Below are 17,887 nucleotides of genomic sequence, written 5' to 3'. Positions count from 1 at the left end.
CAAGCGTGCCCGCTCAGCCCCAGAGCGCGGCCTCCGGCGGATGCACGCCGGCGGCGTCGTAGACCAGCGGCGGATCGCGGTCCTCGGCCAGAAGGAGCGGCCCGTCGAGGTCGGTCACCGCCGCGCCCTGCGCCAGAAGCACCGCGGGTGCCATCGCCAGCGACGAGCCGACCATGCAGCCGACGAAGACGGCATAGCCCTGCCGCTCCGCCTCGGCCCGCAGCGCCAGCGCCTCGGTCAGCCCGCCGGTCTTGTCGAGCTTGACGTTGACGATGTCGTAAAGCCCCGTCAGCGCCGGCAGCGAGGCGCGGTCGTGGCAGCTTTCGTCGGCGCAGATCGGCACCGGGCGGTCGAGCCCGCGCAGCGCCTCATCCTCACCAGCGGGCAGCGGCTGCTCCACCAGCTCGACGCCGAGGCGCTTCAGATGCGGGGCGAGGTCGGCATAGACCTCCGCGCTCCAGCCTTCGTTGGCATCGACGATGATCCGCGCGTCCGGCGCGCCCGCGCGCACCGCCTCCAGCCGCGGCATGTCGTCGGGGGTGCCCAGCTTGACCTTCAGAAGCGGCCGGTGCGCGTGTTTCGTCGCCGCCGCGCGCATCGCGTCGGGCGCCTGCAGCGACAGCGTGTAGGCGGTGATCTCCGGCCCCGGCGCCGACAGCCCGGCCAGTTCCCAGACCCGGCGGCCCGCGCGCTTGGCCTCCAGATCCCACAGCGCGCAATCGACGGCGTTGCGCGCGGCGCCCGCCGGCAGCAGGTCCTGCAGCGCGCCGCGCTCCAGATCCTCCGGCAGAGCGGCGATCTGGGCCTCCACGCTCTCCAGCGTCTCGTCGTAGCGCGCGTAGGGCACGCATTCGCCCCACCCGGTCACGCCGCCTTCCGTCACCCGCACCGTCAGCACCCGCGCCTCCGTGCGCGAGCCGCGCGCGATGGTGAAGGCCTCGGCCAGCCGGAAGACATCGCGCGTCACCTCGATCCGCATGAAACCGCCCCTCGCTTCTTCTCGTTCCAAATACTCAAAAAAAGGCCGTCGCGCGCCGCCCGGCCCCGCCGGTCACATGGCGCGCAGCGCCTCCACGATCGGCGCCGTGCCGTGCCGGTAGGGATCGACCGCCGGCAGGCCCATCCGGTCCTCGACCTGGCGCAGATACGCCTCCGCCTCGCTGTCGCCCAGCGCCGCGGTGTTCACCGACACGCCGACCACCTGGCAGTTCGGGTTCGGCACCCGCGCCAGCTCCAGCGCCATGTCGCGCAGCGCCTCCAGCGACGGCAGCGCGTAGCCGGGCAGCCCGCGCATATGGGTGCGCGTCGGCTCGTGGCAGAGGATCAGCGCATCGGGCTGGCCGCCGTGGATCAGCGCCAGCGTGACGCCCGAATAGGACACGTGGAAAAGGCTCCCCTGCCCTTCGATCACGTCCCAGTGGTCGTCGTCGTTGTCGGGCGTCAGCCATTCCACCGAGCCGGCCATGAAATCGGCGACCACGGCGTCGAGCGGCACGCCCTCGCCGGTGATCAGGATGCCGGTCTGGCCGGTCGCCCGGAACGACGATTTCATCCCCGCCGCCTTCATGTCGCGGTCGAGCGCGAGCGCGGTGTACATCTTGCCGATCGAGCAATCGGTGCCCACGGCCAGCACGCGCTTGCCGCGCCGCTTCTCGCCGTTGGCGATCGGGTACTCGACCTCTGGGATACGCACGTCGTGCAGCGTACGGCCGGTCTCGGCCGCCTTGTCACGCAGGTCCTTCTCGTTGCGCAGAAGGTTGTGCAGGCCCGAGGCGAGGTCGAAGCCCTGGTCGAGAGCCGCCATCAGCACCTCTTTCCAGGCGGCGGAGATCTTGCCACCGCGATTGGCCACCCCGATCACCAGCGTCTTCGCGCCGGCGGCCTTCGCTTCCTCCAGCGTCATGTCGGGCAGCTTCATGTCGGCGCGGCAGCCCTCCATGCGGAACTGGCCGACGCAGTTCTCGGGTCGCCAGTCCTTGATCCCCTGCGCCACCTTGGCGGCCAGCGGGTCGGGCGCGTCGCCCAGAAACAGCAGATACGGTGTCTCGATCATCACGGGCCTCTCGGCATTACGGTTCGCGCGAACCTCGCGCGCCTCCGGCGGGAGTGTGTCGCGAATCCGGTCGGTTTCCAGTGCGCACCGGCGGATCTTTCGGCATTCTCGCCTAATTGCCGAAGAATCGTGCAAATCGAACGGGACCGGGCGGGGCCCGCGTTAACACCCTCTTCTCACCTGCGACGACAAAGTGACCGGGAATGGAACACGGGGACCTCACAGGGGCTGGGGCATGGGCATCGTCACGACTTTCCTGCACCACGCGCTCGACCTTGCCGATGCGTTCGCAATGCTGGCGCTCGCGGCGCTCGCCTACGCGCCGGCCATGCGGCTGTTCGGGCGGTCCGTGGCGCGCTGGCTGGGTGGCGTGGCCTTCGGCGTCGTCGCAGCGCTGCAGTTGATGACGCCGGTGATGCTGCCGATCGGCGCGCTGATCGACATGCGGGCGCTGCCAGTGGCGCTGGCCGCGGCGTTCCTGGGCTGGCGTGGGGCGCTGCCGTCGCTGGCGATCGCCGCCGCCGCGCGCAGCTGGACCGGCGGTGGCGGGGCCGAGGCGGGCTTCGCCGCGCTGGTCCTGGCTGCGGGCGCCGGGCTGCTCTGGCGCCGGCTGACCGACGAGCGCGACCGGCGCGGGCTGCCCGCGCTCGAATGCCTCGGCCTGCTGATCTGTCTGCACCTCTTGCCGGTCTTCGCCGCGGCGGACGGGCTGCGCCCGGCGCTCATGGCGGGGGTGGTGCCGGTGCTGGCGGTGCTGAACATCGCCGGTGCCGTCACGGTCGGCTGGCTGCTGGAGCAGGCGCGCTGGGACAGCGAAGCGCCGGCCGAGACCTTGGCAAGCGCATCCGGCCGGATCCCGGACGCGGGCACCGGCTTCGCCCGGCCCCGGTCCGACGCCGCGGCCGAGACCGTCTGCGACCTCGCACCGGTCTGGGTGTCCGCTGGCACCCAGAACGGCCCGCCCGAGGCGCTCGGCGCCGAAGCCCTGCCGGATCCGGGCGCGGATGGCGAGGTCTACGGCGTGGTCGCACGCTCGCTCTTCGACCGGACAGACAGCATGATGACGCGCCGGGACAGCACTGCCGACAAACCGGCTTGAAACGCTTCGCGCAAACTCATATCCCCACGCGCAGTCACGGCGAAACTTTATTGCGCGAGGTCTCATGTCGTTCCGTCTCCAGCCCGCCCCGGTCGCCCGCCTGAACCGCTGCCAGTTGTTCGGCCCTGGCTCGCGCCCGCAGATCTTCGAGAAGATGGCCACGTCCGAGGCGGACGTCATCAACCTCGACCTCGAGGATTCGGTGGCGCCCGACGACAAGGCCACCGCGCGCGCCAACGTGATCACGGCCATCGGCGACATCGACTGGGGCCAGAAGACGCTTTCGGTGCGGATCAACGGGCTCGACACGCCGTGGTGGTACCGCGACGTGATCGACATCGTCGAACAGGCGCCCGAGAGGCTCGACCTCATCATGATCCCGAAGGTGGGCAACGCCGCCGACCTCTATGCCGTCGATGCGCTGGTCACCGCGGCGGAGCGTGCGACGGGCCGGGCGCGCCCGCTCGGCTTCGAGATCATCATCGAGAGCGCGGCCGGCATCAGCCACGTGGAGGAGATCGCGGCGGCGACCCCGCGGCTGCAGGCGATGAGCCTCGGCGCGGCGGATTTCGCCGCCTCCATGGGCATGGCCACGACCGGGATCGGCGGCACGCAGGAGAACTACTACATGCACCGCGAGGGCCAGAAATACTGGTCCGACCCGTGGCACTGGGCGCACGCGGCGATCGTCGCGGCCTGCCGCACCCACGGCGTTCTGCCGGTGGACGGGCCGTTCGGCGATTTCTCCGACGACGAGGGGTTCCGGGCCCAGGCGCTGCGCTCGGCGACGCTGGGCATGGTCGGCAAGTGGGCGATCCATCCCAAGCAGGTGGCGCTGGCCAACGAGGTCTTCACCCCGACCGAGGCGGCCGTGAGCGAGGCGCGCGAGATCCTCGCGGCGATGGAAGAGGCCACCCGGAGCGGCCAGGGCGCGACGGTCTACAAGGGCCGGCTGGTCGACATCGCCTCGATCAAGCAGGCCGAGGTGATCGTGCGGCAGGCGGAGATGATCGGGCTCTAACCCGAGGCGGGGTTGGCAGATTACCCACCCTACGGGGGTGCGCGGGGCTTCGGCGGGGCGCGGGGCGGCTTTCGTCCGGCGGCGAGGGGCCAGCCCCTCGCGCTCCCCGGGATATTTGCGGGCAGATGAAAGCCGGGAGCAGTTCTTGCCAAGGGGCGCGGCGGGCGACATATCGGGGACCGGAGGATTGCGTCCATGTTGCGTGTTGCCATCGCTGCGCTTCTGATCGCCGCCGGGCCGCTGGCGGCCCCCGTTGCGGCAGAGGAGCGCATGCCGCAGAGCCGGGCCGAGATTTCGCTGAGTTTCGCACCTCTCGTGCGCGAGGCGGCGCCGGCGGTCGTGAATATCTACGCGCGGCGCGTGGTGGAGCGGCGCTCGCCCTTCGCGGACGATCCGGTCTTCGGCGACTTCTTCCGCAATTTCGCGCCGGGGCGGCCGCGGGTTCAGAACTCGCTCGGCTCCGGCGTGATCCTGTCGGCGGACGGGATCGTGGTGTCGAACTACCATGTCGTCGGCGAGGCCGAGGATATCCGCGTCGTGCTGAACGACCGGCGCGAATACGCTGCGCGCGTGCTCCTCGGGGACGCGGAGTCGGATCTTGCGATCCTGAAGCTGGAGGGTGCGTCGGACATGCCGCATCTGGACTTGCGCGGCAGCGACGGGGTCGAGGTGGGCGAGCTGGTGCTGGCCATCGGCAACCCGTTCGGCGTGGGGCAGACCGTGTCGTCGGGGATCGTGTCGGGGCTGGCGCGGTCCGGCACGGCGACGGGCAACGGGCGCGGCTACTACATCCAGACCGACGCGCCGATCAATCCGGGCAATTCGGGCGGCGCACTGATCGACGTAACCGGACGGCTGATCGGGGTGAACACTTCCATCCTGTCGCGCTCGGGCGGGTCGAACGGGATCGGCTTCGCCATTCCGGCCGACCTCGTCGCGCAATTCGTGGCGCAGGCGGAGGCGGGCCGGGACAGTTTCGCGCGGCCCTGGGCCGGTCTGACAGGGCAGCCCGTCGATGCGGACCTGTCGGAAAGCCTCGGCCAGGGGGTGCCGCAGGGGGTCCTGATCTCGGCGGTGCATCCCGAAAGCCCCTTCGCCGCGGCGGGGTTGGAGCCCGGGGCGCTGATCGTGGAGGTGGACGGGCTGCCGGTGAACACGCCGGCGGAGATGATCTACCGCCTTTCGGTGCGGGGGATCGGCGCCGAGAGCACCGTGACCGTCGCGCGGCGCGGCGAGACGCGCGAGATCACCGTGCCGCTGATCGCCGCACCGGAGCGGCCGCCGCGCGAGACCGTGAGCCTCGGGGAGCGCGAGGTGCTGCCGGGCCTGCGCGCGGCCCGCGTGAACCCAGCGCTGATCGAGGAGATGGACCTGCCGCTCACGAGCGCGGGGGTCGTGGTGCTCGACCCCGGCCGCTGGGGTGCGCGGGCGGGCCTGCGCGCGGGCGACCTGATCCGCGGCGTGAACGGCGCGCCGATCGAGCGGCCGGGCGAACTTGGACGCGCGCTGCGTAGCGCCGCGCCCCGCATCGCGATAGAGCTGGAGCGCGGCGGGCGCACGCGCATCTTGCGGTTCCGCCTCTGATGGCGGACCTGTTCGATCCGACCCCGGGCGATCCGCCGCCCGCCTCGACCGCGCCGCGACCGCTGGCCGACCGGCTTCGGCCGACGCGGCTGGCCGAGGTGATCGGCCAGGCCAAGGTGATCGGGCCGGACGGCCCCCTGGGCGTGATGCTGGCCTCGGGCGCGCTGTCGAGCCTGGTGTTCTGGGGGCCTCCGGGGGTCGGCAAGACGACCATCGCGCGGCTGCTGGCCGACGAGACCGACCTCCATTTCGTGCAGATCAGCGCGATCTTCTCGGTGGTCGCCGAGCTCTTGAAGGTGTTCGAGGCCGCCAAGCAGCGCCGTCGCGCCGGCCAGGGCACGCTGCTGTTCGTCGACGAGATCCACCGCTTCAACAAGGCGCAGCAGGACAGCTTCCTGCCGCACATGGAGGACGGGACGATCCTGCTTGTCGGGGCGACCACGGAGAACCCCTCCTTCGAGCTCAACGCCGCGCTTCTGAGCCGCGCGCAGGTGCTGGTTCTGGAGCGCCTGTCGGCCGAGGAACTGGAGCAGCTTGCCCAGCGGGCGGAGACCGAGATCGGTCGCCCCCTGCCCCTTGCCCCGGATGCGCGGCGCGCGCTCCTGGAGATGGCGGACGGCGACGGGCGCGCGCTTCTCAACCTCGTGGAGCAGGTGGCGGCCTGGCGGGCCGAGGGCGATCTCGACACCGAGGCGTTGCGCACCCGGCTGATGCGGCGCGCCGCGCAATACGACAAGTCGGGCGACGGGCATTACAACCTGATCTCGGCGCTGCACAAGTCGGTGCGCGGGTCGGACCCCGACGCCGCGCTCTACTGGTTCGCGCGGATGCTGGAGGCGGGGGAGGATCCGCGCTACCTCGCCCGCCGGATCACGCGCATGGCGGTGGAGGATATCGGCCTTGCCGACCCCGAGGCGCAGCGGATCTGCCTGGAGGGATGGCAGACCTACGAACGGCTCGGATCGCCCGAGGGGGAACTGGCGCTGGCGCAGGCGCTGGTCTACCTCGCGCTCGCACCGAAATCGAACGCGGCCTACGTCGGCTACAAGGCGGCGCGACGGGCCGCGAAATCCACCGGATCGCTGATGCCCCCCAAGCACATCCTGAACGCGCCGACGGGGCTGATGAAGGATCAGGGCTACGGCGCGGGCTATGCTTACGACCACGACGCCGAGGACGGATTCTCGGGGCAGGACTACTTCCCCGAGGACATGGACCGGGCGGAGTACTATGTCCCGGTGGAGCGTGGGTTCGAGCGGGAGTTGAAGAAGCGGGCTGATTATTTCGCGCGCTTGCGGAAGGAGCGGATCGGCTGACGCCAGTCGTCCGCGGGATCAGGCCGGAACGCCGGAGCCGGAGACCGGGTCGGGACCGTACCGGTTCGCGCCGTCCGTGCCCTTCTGGACGAAGAAGAAGATCAGGATCAGCGTGCCGATCACCGGGATCAGCACCAGCAGATACCACCATCCCGTCCTGTCCAGATCGTGCAGCCGACGCACGCCCGCGGCGATCGAGGGCAGAAAGACCGCGAGCCCGAAGAGCGCGCCGAGGATGGAGACCGTATGACCGGAAGTCATCCATCCGAACAGCAACGAGTCGAGCAGGCTGGCGATGACGTTGCCGACGACGATGAAGAGCACGAACCACCAGAACTCGGAGCGTCGTGCCCGGCCGGTGAAGGTCACGTATTTGGAAAAGCATGTCTGAACGGCAACCTTGAAATCCATCTGTTTCTCCAATGGCAGACGGGCCGGTCCGGCCCTGGGCGAAAATGCCCGCGATCGTGGTTTGCCAATCAAAGATGCACGTTCGCCGTGCTCGCCGCAACCGTGCCGGCGCGCGCGCTCAGGTCCGCGGCCACCGCGTGGCAGCAGGATCAGCCGGCCGTTTCGTCCGCCGGCACCGTTCGGAGCAGCAGATCACGTCGTCCCAGACCCGCGCCCATTTGCGGCGCCAGGTGAAGGGGCGGCTGCAGACCGGGCAGGTCTTGGTCGGCAGCGCGCCCTTTCGGCGCATTCGCGCCATTGCCTCACTCGGAGGATTGCTGCTCTGACGCCTCGTCCTCTGCGGCGCCGCTTGCATCGAGGTCGTTGCTCTCGGTCGAGCCTTCGACGGTACCGGTGTCGTTGCCGCCGGGCTCGTAGCCCTCTTCCTCGTAACCCTCGAGCGCCTCTTCGGTCTCCATACCTTCCTCGACCGTCTGGACGGTGTCGTCGCCACCGGGCTCTCCGGTATCTTCCTCGCCGCTGGCGAAGACCCAGACGATGAGACCCAGGAGCAGGATCGCCGCATAGATCAGGGACGCCCGGATGCCGAGCAGGGCCGGACGGTGACGCTTTTCTTCCTTCTCGGTGTTGGTATCGGGTGCAGACATTGAAACTGGCCTTCCTTCGCTTGCGTCGTGCCGCATGGGGCACGTTGCAATACGTTGCGACCCGGCGGCAGGTTGCATAACACGGTAGGCCAGAGCGCCCCCACGGCAACCGGACCGGCGCGGGGCCGCCGAACCATCGGAGCGAAGGAGCCGACGCCCGTGAAGGATGCGAGCCCGCAGACCGTCTACCTCAAGGATTACACGCCGTTCGGCTTTGTCGTGGAGCGCGTGGAGCTGACATTCCGGCTCTCGCCGCTGGCCACGCGGGTCGTCAGCCGCATCCGCTTTGCCCCCAACCCGGACGCATCCGACCGCACGTTTTTCCTGCACGGGGAGGACGTGGCGCTGCTCTGGGCGCGGATCGACGGCGCCGAGGTCACGCCGGACGTGACCGACAAGGGGCTGACCTGCGAGGTGCCGGACGCGCCCTTCACCTGGGAGGCGGAGGTGGAGATCGCACCAGCGCGGAATACCGCGCTCGAAGGGCTCTACATGTCGCCGCTTGCCGCCGATGTCGGCGACGCGTTGCCCGAGGGCGCGATGTTCTGCACCCAGTGCGAGGCCGAGGGCTTTCGCAAGATCACCTATTATCCTGACCGCCCCGACGTGATGGCGCCGTTCGACGTGCGCATCGAATCGGACCTGCCGGTGCTTCTGTCCAACGGCAATCCCGGCGCGCGGGGCGAGGGGTTCGCCGAATGGCACGATCCCTGGCCGAAACCCGCCTACCTCTTCGCGCTCGTCGCCGGGGAGCTCGAGGCGCGCTCGGACCGCTTCACCACCCGCTCGGGGCGCGACGTGGTCCTCAACCTCTGGGTCCGGCCCGGCGATCTGAACAAGACCGAATGGGGCCTAGAGGCGCTGGTGAAATCCATGCGCTGGGACGAAGAGGTCTATGGCCGCGAATACGATCTCGACGTGTTCAACATCGTCGCGGTGGACGATTTCAACATGGGCGCGATGGAGAACAAGGGGCTGAACATCTTCAACTCCTCGGCCGTGCTCGCCTCGCCCGAAACCTCGACCGACGCCAATTTCGAGCGCATCGAGGCGATCATCGCGCACGAGTATTTCCACAACTGGACCGGCAACCGGATCACCTGCCGCGACTGGTTCCAGCTGTGCCTGAAGGAGGGGCTGACGGTCTTCCGCGACAGCCAGTTCACCGCCGACATGCGCTCTGCCCCGGTCAAGCGGATCTCGGACGTGATCGACCTGCGCGGGCGCCAGTTCCCGGAGGACCAGGGCCCGCTGGCGCACCCCGTGCGGCCCGAAAGCTTCCAGGAGATCAACAACTTCTACACCGCCACCGTCTACGAGAAAGGCGCCGAGGTGATCGGCATGCTCAAGCGGCTGGTTGGGGACGAGGCCTATGCCAAGGCGCTCGACCTCTACTTCGAGCGGCATGACGGAGAGGCCTGCACGATCGAGGACTGGCTGCGCGTCTTCGAGGATGCGACCGGCCGCGACCTGTCGCAGTTCAAGCGCTGGTACAGCCAGTCCGGCACCCCGCGCCTGACGCTTGAGGAAAGCTTCGCGGATGGCACCTACACGATGACCTTCCGCCAGCACACGCCGGCGACGCCTGGGCAGGACGACAAGGCGCCGCAGGTGCTGCCCATCGCCGTGGGCCTTCTGTCGCCCAACGGCGACGAGGTGGTGCCGACGACGCTTCTGGAGATGACCGAGGCCGAGCAGAGCTTCACCTTCGAGGGGCTCGCATCGCAGCCGGTGCCGTCGATCCTGCGCGGCTTCTCGGCGCCCGTGGTGCTCGACCGCGACGGCGGGCCGGAGGAGCGCGCGTTCCTTCTGGCCCACGACACCGACCCGTTCTGCCGCTGGGAGGCCGGGCGCAGCCTCGCCCGCGCGTCGCTGATGGCGACCGTGACAAACGGGGCCGCGCCGGATACCGCCTATCTCGACGGGCTGAAGCGGCTGGTCACGGACCCGTCGCTCGACCCCGCCTTCCGGGCGCTGATGATCGGCCTGCCCTCGCAATCGGAGATCGCGCAGGCGCTCCACGAGGCCGGCACGACGCCCGACCCCGACGCCATCCACGCCGCGCAGGAAGGTCTGTCGCAGACGATGGCCGAGCGCTGGCAGGACGTCCTTCCCGACCTGGCCCATCAGGCCAGCGTCGACGCCCCCTATGCCCCCGATGCCGAGCAGTCGGGGCGCCGCGCGCTCGGCGGGGCGGTGCTGCGGCTGCAGACGCATCTCGACGGCGGCGCGGCGGCGCGCGCGCAGTTCGCGGACGCGGACAACATGACCCTGTCGCTGTCGGCGCTCGGATGCCTCGTGCGGGCGGACGCGGCGGAGGACGCGCTGGCCGCCTTCGAGGCGCGCTGGCGCGGCGACCGGCTGGTGATGGACAAGTGGTTCGGCATCCAACTGATGCTCTGCCCCCCGGACAAGGCGGTGGACCGGGCCGAGGCGCTGACCGCGCATTCGTCCTTCGACTGGACCAACCCAAACCGCTTCCGCGCGCTGATGGGCGGGTTCACCGCCAACCATGCCGGGTTTCACCGCGCCGACGGGGCGGGCTACCGCTTCCTCGCCGGGTGGCTGGCGCGGCTCGACGCCAAGAACCCCCAGACGGCGGCGCGCATGGCGACGCCCTTCCAGACCTGGCGGCGCTATGACGATGCCCGCCAGCGCCATATCCGCGCGGCCCTGCAGGATCTGGCGGCGCAGCGTGATCTGTCGGGCGACATGGCCGAGATGGTCGGCCGGATGCTGGGATGAGCGGGCCCCCAAATGGTGATCGGGGGGAACCGGGACGACACCCGGGCGTTGACACGTATCCCTCAGTGCGCCACGTCAAGAGGTGCCGAGGCAAGGCCACGACCTGCCGTTCCCGCGATCGCGGGGGCAGCGCGTCATGGGACTTTTACGAAACCGTGACTTGAGTGCCGGACATGAAAGATCGCATCGACCCGCTCATCGCCGAACGCGCGCCGTGGCTTTTTTCCAACCGCCTCTTCACGGTGAAGGCGCGGCGCGTGCTCAATGCGATGCTGGGCTACGAGCGGACGCTCGAACTGGCGGAGACGTTCCGTGATGCGCCCTCCTCCGAGATCATGTCGACCATGGGATCGCTCCTGGCCCGCGACGTGGAAATCAAGGGCCTCGACCGGATTCCGCGCAACGGACCGGCGCTGGTGGTGGCCAACCATCCCACCGGGATCGCCGACGGGATCATCCTGCACCACCTGCTGTCGCCGCTGCGTCCCGATGCTTACTACTTCGCCAATCACGACATCCTGCGCGTCGTGCCGCAGATGGAAGACATGATCGCCCCTGTCGAGTGGCGCCCCGAGAAGCGCAGCCACGGCAAGACGCGCGAGACCATGGCGTACACCCGCCGCGCGGTCGACGAGGGGCGGCTCGGCGTGATCTTCCCCGCGGGGCGGCTGGCCAAGCGCCGCGGGCTCAGCCTGCACGAACGGCCCTGGATGGCCTCGGCCGCGATGATCGCGCGCAAGTTCGAGCTTCCGGTGATCCCGGTGAACATCCGCGCGCGCAACTCGGCGCTGTTCTACCTCTTCGACTTCATCCACCCGACGCTGCGCGACATCACGCTGTTCCACGAGACGCTGAACAAGGCGCGCCAGCCCTACCGGGTGACGGTGGGCGAACCGATCTCGGCCTCCGCCCTGCCCAAGACCTCCGAAGAGGGGATAGAGCTTCTCCGCCGCGCGACGCTCGCGCTCGGCGGGCGCCGGGCGCCGGCGGTGTCGCTGATCGACAATTCGCGCCGGCCGTCCTGGCTGAAGGCGATGTGAGGGCGGCGCGCAGCGGCTTTCCAGAGCAATCCGGTGGACCAACGCGCCCGCTTCAGCGGGCGTAATAGCGTCCTTGCGTGCTCAGCACCGGCCCGTCCGGAGCCGGGTGATGCGGCGCGCGGGCCATGACCGGCGCCTCCCAGCGGTCGGGCCGCAGCTCCGGACGAGTCCCCGGCACGACCTTGCAGAACGCCTGGTTGCGCGTGTAGGCCATCATGTCCGCCCGCTTGGTGCGTGAATGGAACGGCCCCCAATCGGCGGCGACGCCACGCATTCCGGCCGACACGACCCCGTCACGGCGCACTGTCTTGGCCATGATCCTGAGCCCGCAGGACAGGTTCGGCGGCCCCGACAACAGCGCCGATCCGCTCTGCGCCCGGCACCCGTATAGCCGCGCGGTCGACGGCAGGATCTGCAGGAGGCCGTGCCAACGCCCGCCGCCGCCGACGACCGTCGGGCGCCACGTGCTTTCGTGCTTGGCGAGCGACGAGACGAGACCGACCCAGAACGCCTCGCGCAGGCGGTCGTTGTTCTGCCGATAGGCCGGGCACCAGTCGTCGATGTCGCGCGGGACCGTGTCGACCAGCGGTTCGGCGTGTCCGCGCAGCGCGGTCACCACCGCGCGAGTCCATTGCACACCGCGCACGCTGTCGCCCCAGCGTGCCTTCGGCAGGCGGTCGTCGCGCATCTGCGGGCGCAGCGACACCTCGACCGCCTGAGGCGAGGTGTCGACGGCGACCTCCGGTAGCTTCGGCGTGAATTCCGTCAGGGTCTGCGCGCCAGCCGATGCTCCGACCGCGATGATCGAGAGAGTCAGAGCGGCCGCGCTGGCGCGGACCCGCAACGCCGCGCCCGGCATCTTGCACTTCAACATCGACATTGTCCCAAGTCCGATCTGGCTCGGTCATCCGTGATTCAGACGCCACATGGCAACCTGTCGGACCTGACATGCGCGAAATACTGCCGGCCTACTGACGCCGGAATGGCGGTGCGGCGCCTATTCGCAGGGTTCTGGAAAGGCCAGAAAGAAGTCCCGGAGGTGATGGGCCGCCGCCATGATTGTGCCCAGAACGCCCGCGATATCCCTGATCATGCTGACGATGTCTCGCGCCTTCCTCCGCCGGGCCGCCCTGCCCCCCCGATTGCAGCCCCTGTTCGGCGGCAGGCAGGAGGCGCCCGAGGCGCAACCGGCGCCGCGCACCATATCCGGCAGGATCGAGGTGCCGGTGGTGACGAAGAGCGACGAGGATCGCGTCTCGGGTCAGGTCTTCGCGCAGGGCCGCCACCTTGCCCGGCAACAGGATTGGGCCGCGCTCGGAGAGCTGGTACGCGGCTACGATTCCGCCCGCGCGCAGAGTCCCGGGGGCCGGCCTCTGGCCGAGATCCTCGCCGCAGGCGCCCGGTCCGACGCGGTGGAGGCGGGCAGCGCCGCCGCCCGCCGGGGGGACGCGGCGGCCGCCCAGCGCGCGGTCGCACAGCTGGAAGAGGAGTTCGCGGCGCTTTGCTGCGACCACGGCGTGGCGCTCGTCGTGGCCCACGCGCATATCGACATCGGCCTCGCCTGGCACGGATCGACGCGCCGCGCCGACCTGCCGCCGGAGGCTCGCGCCGCCTTTCACGCGCATTTCCGCGCCGCCGGCCGCCTGCTCGACCGGTTCGACGCCTGCGAAGCCGAGGCGCCCTCGCTCGCCGCTGCCCGGTGCGCACTGCTGGTCGCCGCCGACCGCCCCGCCGCCCGCGTCGCCGACGATTTCGCCGACCTGATCGAGCTCGACCCCGCCACGCCCGGACACATGCGGGCGCTCGGCCGGAACCTGCTGCCGCGATGGTTCGGCGACTACGCCCTGCTGGAGGAAGGCGCGCGCCGCACCGCGGCGGACACCGCCGACATCTGGGGCGCCGGGGGGTATGTCTGGGTCTACCTTGATGCGATGGCGCTCGATCCCGCCGCCTTCGCCTCGGTAGACCCGGCGCTCTTTGGTGAGGGACTGCACGACATCCTCGGCAAGCGGCCCGACCAGGAGATGGCGAACCTGCTGGCCGCCTTCACCGGTTTCACGCTGAGCGCCGGCCCCTCTGCCCCCAAGACCGAGCGCAAGATCGCCCGCGCCTTCGGCTGGATCGTCCACGACCACCTGCGCGCGGTGCATGCCTCCACCTGGGCGGCGGCCCATGCCCGGTCCGGCCCGATAGCGGGCCGCGCCTGCCTGTCCGGCGACATCGCCGAACGCGGCCAGGCCCGCGCGCTGTCCAGCCTCGGCCAGCTTTTTGCCGCGGACCTCGCGGCCGGGCGCGTCGTACAGGTCGGCGCGAACGGCTGGCACAGCGCCTGAGCGCGCCCGCCTCCCCTTGCCGCCCGCGCGCCGCTGACCTAAACCGGCCAAACCCACACGCGAGGAGAGCGCAGATGCTGGATCTTGCCTACGAGGCGCCGACACCGAAGGTCATCGCCGGCGCCAAGCACGATTGGGAACTGGTGATCGGCATGGAGGTCCATGCCCAGATCGCCACGCGCGCCAAGCTCTTCTCGGGCGCCTCGACGCAATTCGGGGCGGAGCCCAATTCCAACGTGTCCTTCGTCGACGCGGCGATGCCGGGCATGTTGCCGGTGATCAACGAGTTCTGCATCGAACAGGCGGTGCGCACCGGTCTGGGGCTGAAGGCGCATATCAACCTGCGCTCGGCCTTCGACCGCAAGAACTACTTCTATCCGGACCTGCCGCAGGGCTACCAGATTTCCCAGCTCTACCATCCGCTCGTCGGCGAGGGCGAGATCCTCGTGGACATGGAGCCGGGCATCGCCCGGCTCGTGCGGATCGAGCGTATCCATGTCGAGCAGGACGCCGGCAAGTCGATCCACGACATGGACCCGGCGATGTCCTTCGTGGACCTCAACCGCACCGGCGTCGCGCTGATGGAGATCGTCTCGCGCCCCGACATCCGGGGGCCCGAGGAGGCCGCGGCGTATGTCGCCAAGCTGCGGCAGATCCTGCGCTATCTCGGCACCTGCGACGGCAACATGCAGAACGGCAACCTGCGCGCCGACGTGAACGTGTCGGTCTGCCGCCCCGGTCAGTACGAGAAGTACCAGGAGACGCAGGATTTCAGCCATCTCGGCACGCGCTGCGAGATCAAGAACATGAACTCCATGCGCTTCATCCAGCAGGCCATCGACTACGAGGCGCGGCGCCAGATCGCCATCGTCGAGGCCGGCGGCGCGGTGGAGCAGGAAACCCGTCTTTACGATCCCGACAAGGGCGAGACGCGGTCGATGCGCTCCAAGGAGGAGGCGCACGATTACCGCTATTTCCCCGATCCCGACCTTCTGCCGCTCGAACTTGAGCAGGACTGGATCGACGGCATCGAAGCCAGCCTGCCGGAGCTGCCCGACGAGAAGAAGGCGCGCTTCGTCAAGGAGTTCGGGCTGAGCGAGTATGACGCCAACGTGCTGACCGCCGAGGTCGCCAACGCCGCCTATTTCGAAGAGGTCGCGGCCGGTGCCGGCGACGGCAAGATGGCGGCGAACTGGGTCATCAATGAGCTGTTCGGCCGCCTCAAGAAGGACGACCGCGACATTACCGACAGCCCCGTCGCGCCGGCGCAGCTTGCCGGGCTGGTAAAGCTGATCAAGGCCGGCGACATCTCCGGCAAGATCGCCAAGGACGTATTCGAGACCGTCTACACCGAGGGCGGCGACCCCGCGCAGATCGTCGAGGACAAGGGCCTGAAACAGGTCACCGACACCGGCGAGATCGAGAAGGCGGTGGACGAGGTCATCGCCGCCAACCCCGCCCAGGTGGAGAAGGCGCAGGCCAACCCCAAGCTCGCCGGCTGGTTCGTCGGCCAGGTGATGAAGGCCACCGGCGGCAAGGCCAACCCCAAGGCGGTGAACGAGATCGTGTCGGCCAAGCTGGGGCTCTAAGCGGGGGCGAGGGAGGTCTTCGCCGAGGGTGGCGAAGGCTTTTCCTAAAGATCGCAGACAACGACGCGCTCGCGGTGACCGCTGCGCTGCGGGGTGAGTGTATCGGGCCCACACGCAATTCACGCGTGTGCCGGGAAAATGTGGTATCGTCGCAGGCATTGCCTTTTCGATCACGAATTTTCCCGGAGCCGTCTCATGGATACCGACCTCGGCGCCATTGCCGCCGCGCTTGCCATCATTTTTCTAGTCGCCGTCGCCAGCGAAATCCTCATGGAGACCCTGCGCGGCGCCGTCGCCGCCCTTTTCGGCGGCGTCTTCAACAGCCCCTTTTTCGCCAAGACCTCGACGTTCAAGACCGCCCTCGCTTCTGTGCAGGACCTACTGCCGGCCGAGAACGAGGACGCCGCGCTCATGCTCGCCCGCCTCCGGCAGGCCGAGGCGCAGGCCCGCGCCATCGCCAGTGACAAGACAGCCGAGATCGAAACGCTCGTCGCCGCGGCCGACAGCGCGGCGGCGTCCTTCGGCATCACCGGCGTCAAGAAGGAAGTCAGCAACGCCCTGCCCGGCATTCTCGCCAGCGTCGATGTGCAGGAACGCCGCCGCGCCGTCTTCATCAAGATCTGCGCGGCGGCGATCGGCGTCGGCCTGTGCACCTCTGCGGAGCTCAACGCCTTCGCGCCGCTGATCGAAGCGAAGTCGGGCGATTGGGGCCAGGTTCTGACCGGCATCGCCGCGGCGGGCGGATCGACCTTCTGGCATGAACAGATCGAGCGCGTGCGCGGCATCCGTACCACCGTTCAGGCCGCCCGCGACGTGGTCGCCCTGCCGAAGAAGGCCGAGATCACGCTCTCGCGGCCCGGCGCGCCCCTCAGCGGATCGTCAGCCGCAGGGTGAATTGCTCCGCGCCGGGGCTGCGGAACAGTTGATGCACGTCGATCCGGTAGCCCCCCGCCCGCGTGCGAAAGCTGTAATCGTCCTGACAGTCGATCACCCCGGCGACGTTGAAACAGGTGTTGTCGCTGCCGAAAAGCTGGACGCGCGCGGTCTGCCCCGCACCGGCCCCGAAGGTGAAGCACATCGGCGCGCCCTCCCCGACGCGGCCCGAAACGTCGCCGGAGACCGCGCCGCGCGCGAACCGGATCTCGGAACAGCTTTGCGCCGCCACCACGCCGGCAGAGAGGGCGAGACAGGCGGCCAGGACGATCGTGCGGATCATGGCTGGAAATTCCTTTTTTGCAATCGGGTTGAGCGTTATGTGCAACAAGGTGCCCCGCCGCGCGGCCCCGCGCAAGCGCGCCATGCCGGCGCGACCTGCGGGGGACTGGCGCTCCTGCCGCCGGATGATAGGATCCGAGGACCCAGAGCAGAAAGACGGAACCGATGCCCGGCTATGAATACAAGGTCGTGCCCGCGCCCACGCGGGGCGAGAAGGCAAAAGGCGTGAAGGGCAACGAGGCCCGCTTCGCCCTCGCCGTGGAACGGCTGATGAACGACATGGCCGAGACCGGGTGGGACTACCAGCGGGCCGAGACGCTCCCGTCCGAGGAGCGCTCCGGCCTGACGGCGTCGGTCACGGTCTGGCGCACGATGCTGGTCTTCCGCCGCGCCCGCGCAGGCGAAACCGAGGCGCTGCAGCCACGACTCCTGGAAGCGCCGGGCACGCAGGAGCCGGCGCCGCTCCGTCCTGCGGCCGGCCCCGCCGCGCCGGGTCCGACACGCGGCGCGCCGAAGGTCGGCGCCGCGGCCCCCGCGGTCGCGGCCCCGATGGTTCCACAGGCCTCGGGCGACTCCGAACCCGCCACCGCCATGACCCAAGCCGAAGGCGACTCGGCCGCCGAGCCGGAAACGGCGCCCGAACCGCCGGAGGCGGAGGGAGAAGCCGGACGGGTGGAGGAGATCCCCACTCTCCGTCCTGGCCCGGCACCGGACAAGCCTGCCGCCGAGGCCTCAGGCGACAATGGCGAGCCGACCGAAGACGCGGACGATCTGTCGGCGGTTCAGCGCGCACGCGCCGGGGGTTCGGACGACACCTGACGCGCGCACCTTTCT

General features: G+C 69.6%; 17 protein-coding genes. 10 read left to right on the top strand and 7 right to left on the bottom strand.

All coding sequences use genetic code 11. The features are described 5' to 3' along the window. Positions 1 to 13: 13 nt before the first annotated feature. Positions 14 to 979, bottom strand: coding sequence for an N-acetyl-D-Glu racemase DgcA (gene dgcA, locus F3H57_RS17435; RefSeq protein ID WP_149757395.1), 966 nt, complete (start codon positions 977 to 979; stop codon positions 14 to 16). A gap of 72 nt (positions 980 to 1,051) precedes the next feature. Beyond that, positions 1,052 to 2,053, bottom strand: a complete 1,002-nt coding sequence (gene dgcN, locus F3H57_RS17430) for an N-acetyltransferase DgcN (RefSeq protein WP_149757393.1) — start codon at positions 2,051 to 2,053, stop codon at positions 1,052 to 1,054. Between the two features lie 235 nt (positions 2,054 to 2,288). On the opposite strand from dgcN, the gene F3H57_RS17425 reads away from it, so the two are divergent. The 4 genes from F3H57_RS17425 to F3H57_RS17410 all read left to right on the top strand — a co-directional run bounded on the left by F3H57_RS17425 (position 2,289) and on the right by F3H57_RS17410 (position 7,073). Next, complete coding sequence (locus tag F3H57_RS17425) at positions 2,289 to 3,152, top strand: LytS/YhcK type 5TM receptor domain-containing protein (protein ID WP_149757391.1); 864 nt, start codon at positions 2,289 to 2,291, stop codon at positions 3,150 to 3,152. A 64-nt stretch (positions 3,153 to 3,216) separates the two neighbouring features. Next, positions 3,217 to 4,173, top strand: coding sequence for an L-malyl-CoA/beta-methylmalyl-CoA lyase (locus F3H57_RS17420; protein ID WP_149757389.1), 957 nt, complete (start codon positions 3,217 to 3,219; stop codon positions 4,171 to 4,173). A gap of 195 nt (positions 4,174 to 4,368) precedes the next feature. Next, entirely contained in the window at positions 4,369 to 5,757 is a 1,389-nt protein-coding gene (locus F3H57_RS17415; protein ID WP_149757387.1) for a trypsin-like peptidase domain-containing protein, read from the top strand. Next, the gene (locus F3H57_RS17410; protein WP_149757385.1) at positions 5,757 to 7,073 is read left to right on the top strand and encodes a replication-associated recombination protein A; all 1,317 of its coding nucleotides are present in this window, start codon (positions 5,757 to 5,759) and stop codon (positions 7,071 to 7,073) included. Before F3H57_RS17415 ends, F3H57_RS17410 begins: the two co-directional genes overlap by 1 nt. A gap of 18 nt (positions 7,074 to 7,091) precedes the next feature. On the opposite strand, the gene F3H57_RS17405 is transcribed toward F3H57_RS17410, so the two are convergent. The 3 genes from F3H57_RS17405 to F3H57_RS17395 form a co-directional block, all read right to left on the bottom strand. Continuing rightward, a complete protein-coding gene (locus F3H57_RS17405) occupies positions 7,092 to 7,484 on the bottom strand; it encodes a DUF805 domain-containing protein (protein WP_149757383.1) in 393 nt (130 codons plus the stop codon). A gap of 118 nt (positions 7,485 to 7,602) precedes the next feature. Further along, positions 7,603 to 7,773, bottom strand: coding sequence for a DUF2256 domain-containing protein (locus F3H57_RS17400; RefSeq protein ID WP_188129729.1), 171 nt, complete (start codon positions 7,771 to 7,773; stop codon positions 7,603 to 7,605). A gap of 13 nt (positions 7,774 to 7,786) precedes the next feature. After that, positions 7,787 to 8,131, bottom strand: a complete 345-nt coding sequence (locus F3H57_RS17395) for a hypothetical protein (RefSeq protein ID WP_149757379.1) — start codon at positions 8,129 to 8,131, stop codon at positions 7,787 to 7,789. A 159-nt stretch (positions 8,132 to 8,290) separates the two neighbouring features. Between F3H57_RS17395 and pepN the strand changes: the two genes are divergently transcribed. Further along, positions 8,291 to 10,876, top strand: a complete 2,586-nt coding sequence (gene pepN, locus F3H57_RS17390) for an aminopeptidase N (RefSeq protein WP_149757377.1) — start codon at positions 8,291 to 8,293, stop codon at positions 10,874 to 10,876. A gap of 173 nt (positions 10,877 to 11,049) precedes the next feature. Further along, complete coding sequence (locus F3H57_RS17385) at positions 11,050 to 11,916, top strand: lysophospholipid acyltransferase family protein (RefSeq protein ID WP_149757375.1); 867 nt, start codon at positions 11,050 to 11,052, stop codon at positions 11,914 to 11,916. Positions 11,917 to 11,968: 52 nt separating this feature from the next. Here the strand turns inward: F3H57_RS17385 and F3H57_RS17380 are convergent, their stop codons facing one another. After that, a complete protein-coding gene (locus F3H57_RS17380) occupies positions 11,969 to 12,790 on the bottom strand; it encodes a transglycosylase SLT domain-containing protein (protein WP_223163120.1) in 822 nt (273 codons plus the stop codon). Positions 12,791 to 13,007: 217 nt separating this feature from the next. On the opposite strand from F3H57_RS17380, the gene F3H57_RS17375 reads away from it, so the two are divergent. The 3 genes from F3H57_RS17375 to F3H57_RS17365 all read left to right on the top strand — a co-directional run bounded on the left by F3H57_RS17375 (position 13,008) and on the right by F3H57_RS17365 (position 16,732). After that, positions 13,008 to 14,249 carry a hypothetical protein gene (locus F3H57_RS17375; RefSeq protein WP_188129728.1) on the top strand — a complete coding sequence of 414 codons (1,242 nt, stop codon included), beginning with the start codon at positions 13,008 to 13,010 and terminating at the stop codon, positions 14,247 to 14,249. 74 nt (positions 14,250 to 14,323) lie between these two features. Beyond that, entirely contained in the window at positions 14,324 to 15,838 is a 1,515-nt protein-coding gene (gene gatB / locus F3H57_RS17370; protein WP_149757371.1) for an Asp-tRNA(Asn)/Glu-tRNA(Gln) amidotransferase subunit GatB, read from the top strand. A gap of 195 nt (positions 15,839 to 16,033) precedes the next feature. Further along, positions 16,034 to 16,732, top strand: a complete 699-nt coding sequence (locus F3H57_RS17365) for a hypothetical protein (RefSeq protein ID WP_149757369.1) — start codon at positions 16,034 to 16,036, stop codon at positions 16,730 to 16,732. Here the strand turns inward: F3H57_RS17365 and F3H57_RS17360 are convergent. Further along, positions 16,707 to 17,054 carry a hypothetical protein gene (locus F3H57_RS17360; protein WP_149757367.1) on the bottom strand — a complete coding sequence of 116 codons (348 nt, stop codon included), beginning with the start codon at positions 17,052 to 17,054 and terminating at the stop codon, positions 16,707 to 16,709. The two genes, F3H57_RS17365 and F3H57_RS17360, sit on opposite strands and share 26 nt — an antisense overlap. A gap of 164 nt (positions 17,055 to 17,218) precedes the next feature. Here F3H57_RS17360 and F3H57_RS22320 point away from each other — a divergent pair, with 164 nt between their 5' ends. Further along, positions 17,219 to 17,872, top strand: coding sequence for a DUF4177 domain-containing protein (locus tag F3H57_RS22320; protein WP_188129727.1), 654 nt, complete (start codon positions 17,219 to 17,221; stop codon positions 17,870 to 17,872). Positions 17,873 to 17,887: the final 15 nt, after the last annotated feature.

Origin of the sequence: Roseivivax sediminis (genome assembly GCF_900112685.1) — a bacterium.
GTDB classification, from domain to species: domain Bacteria; phylum Pseudomonadota; class Alphaproteobacteria; order Rhodobacterales; family Rhodobacteraceae; genus Roseivivax; species Roseivivax sediminis.
The sequence above is the reverse complement of the archived record's forward strand: the minus strand, read 5'-3'. Positions and strand labels throughout refer to the sequence as shown.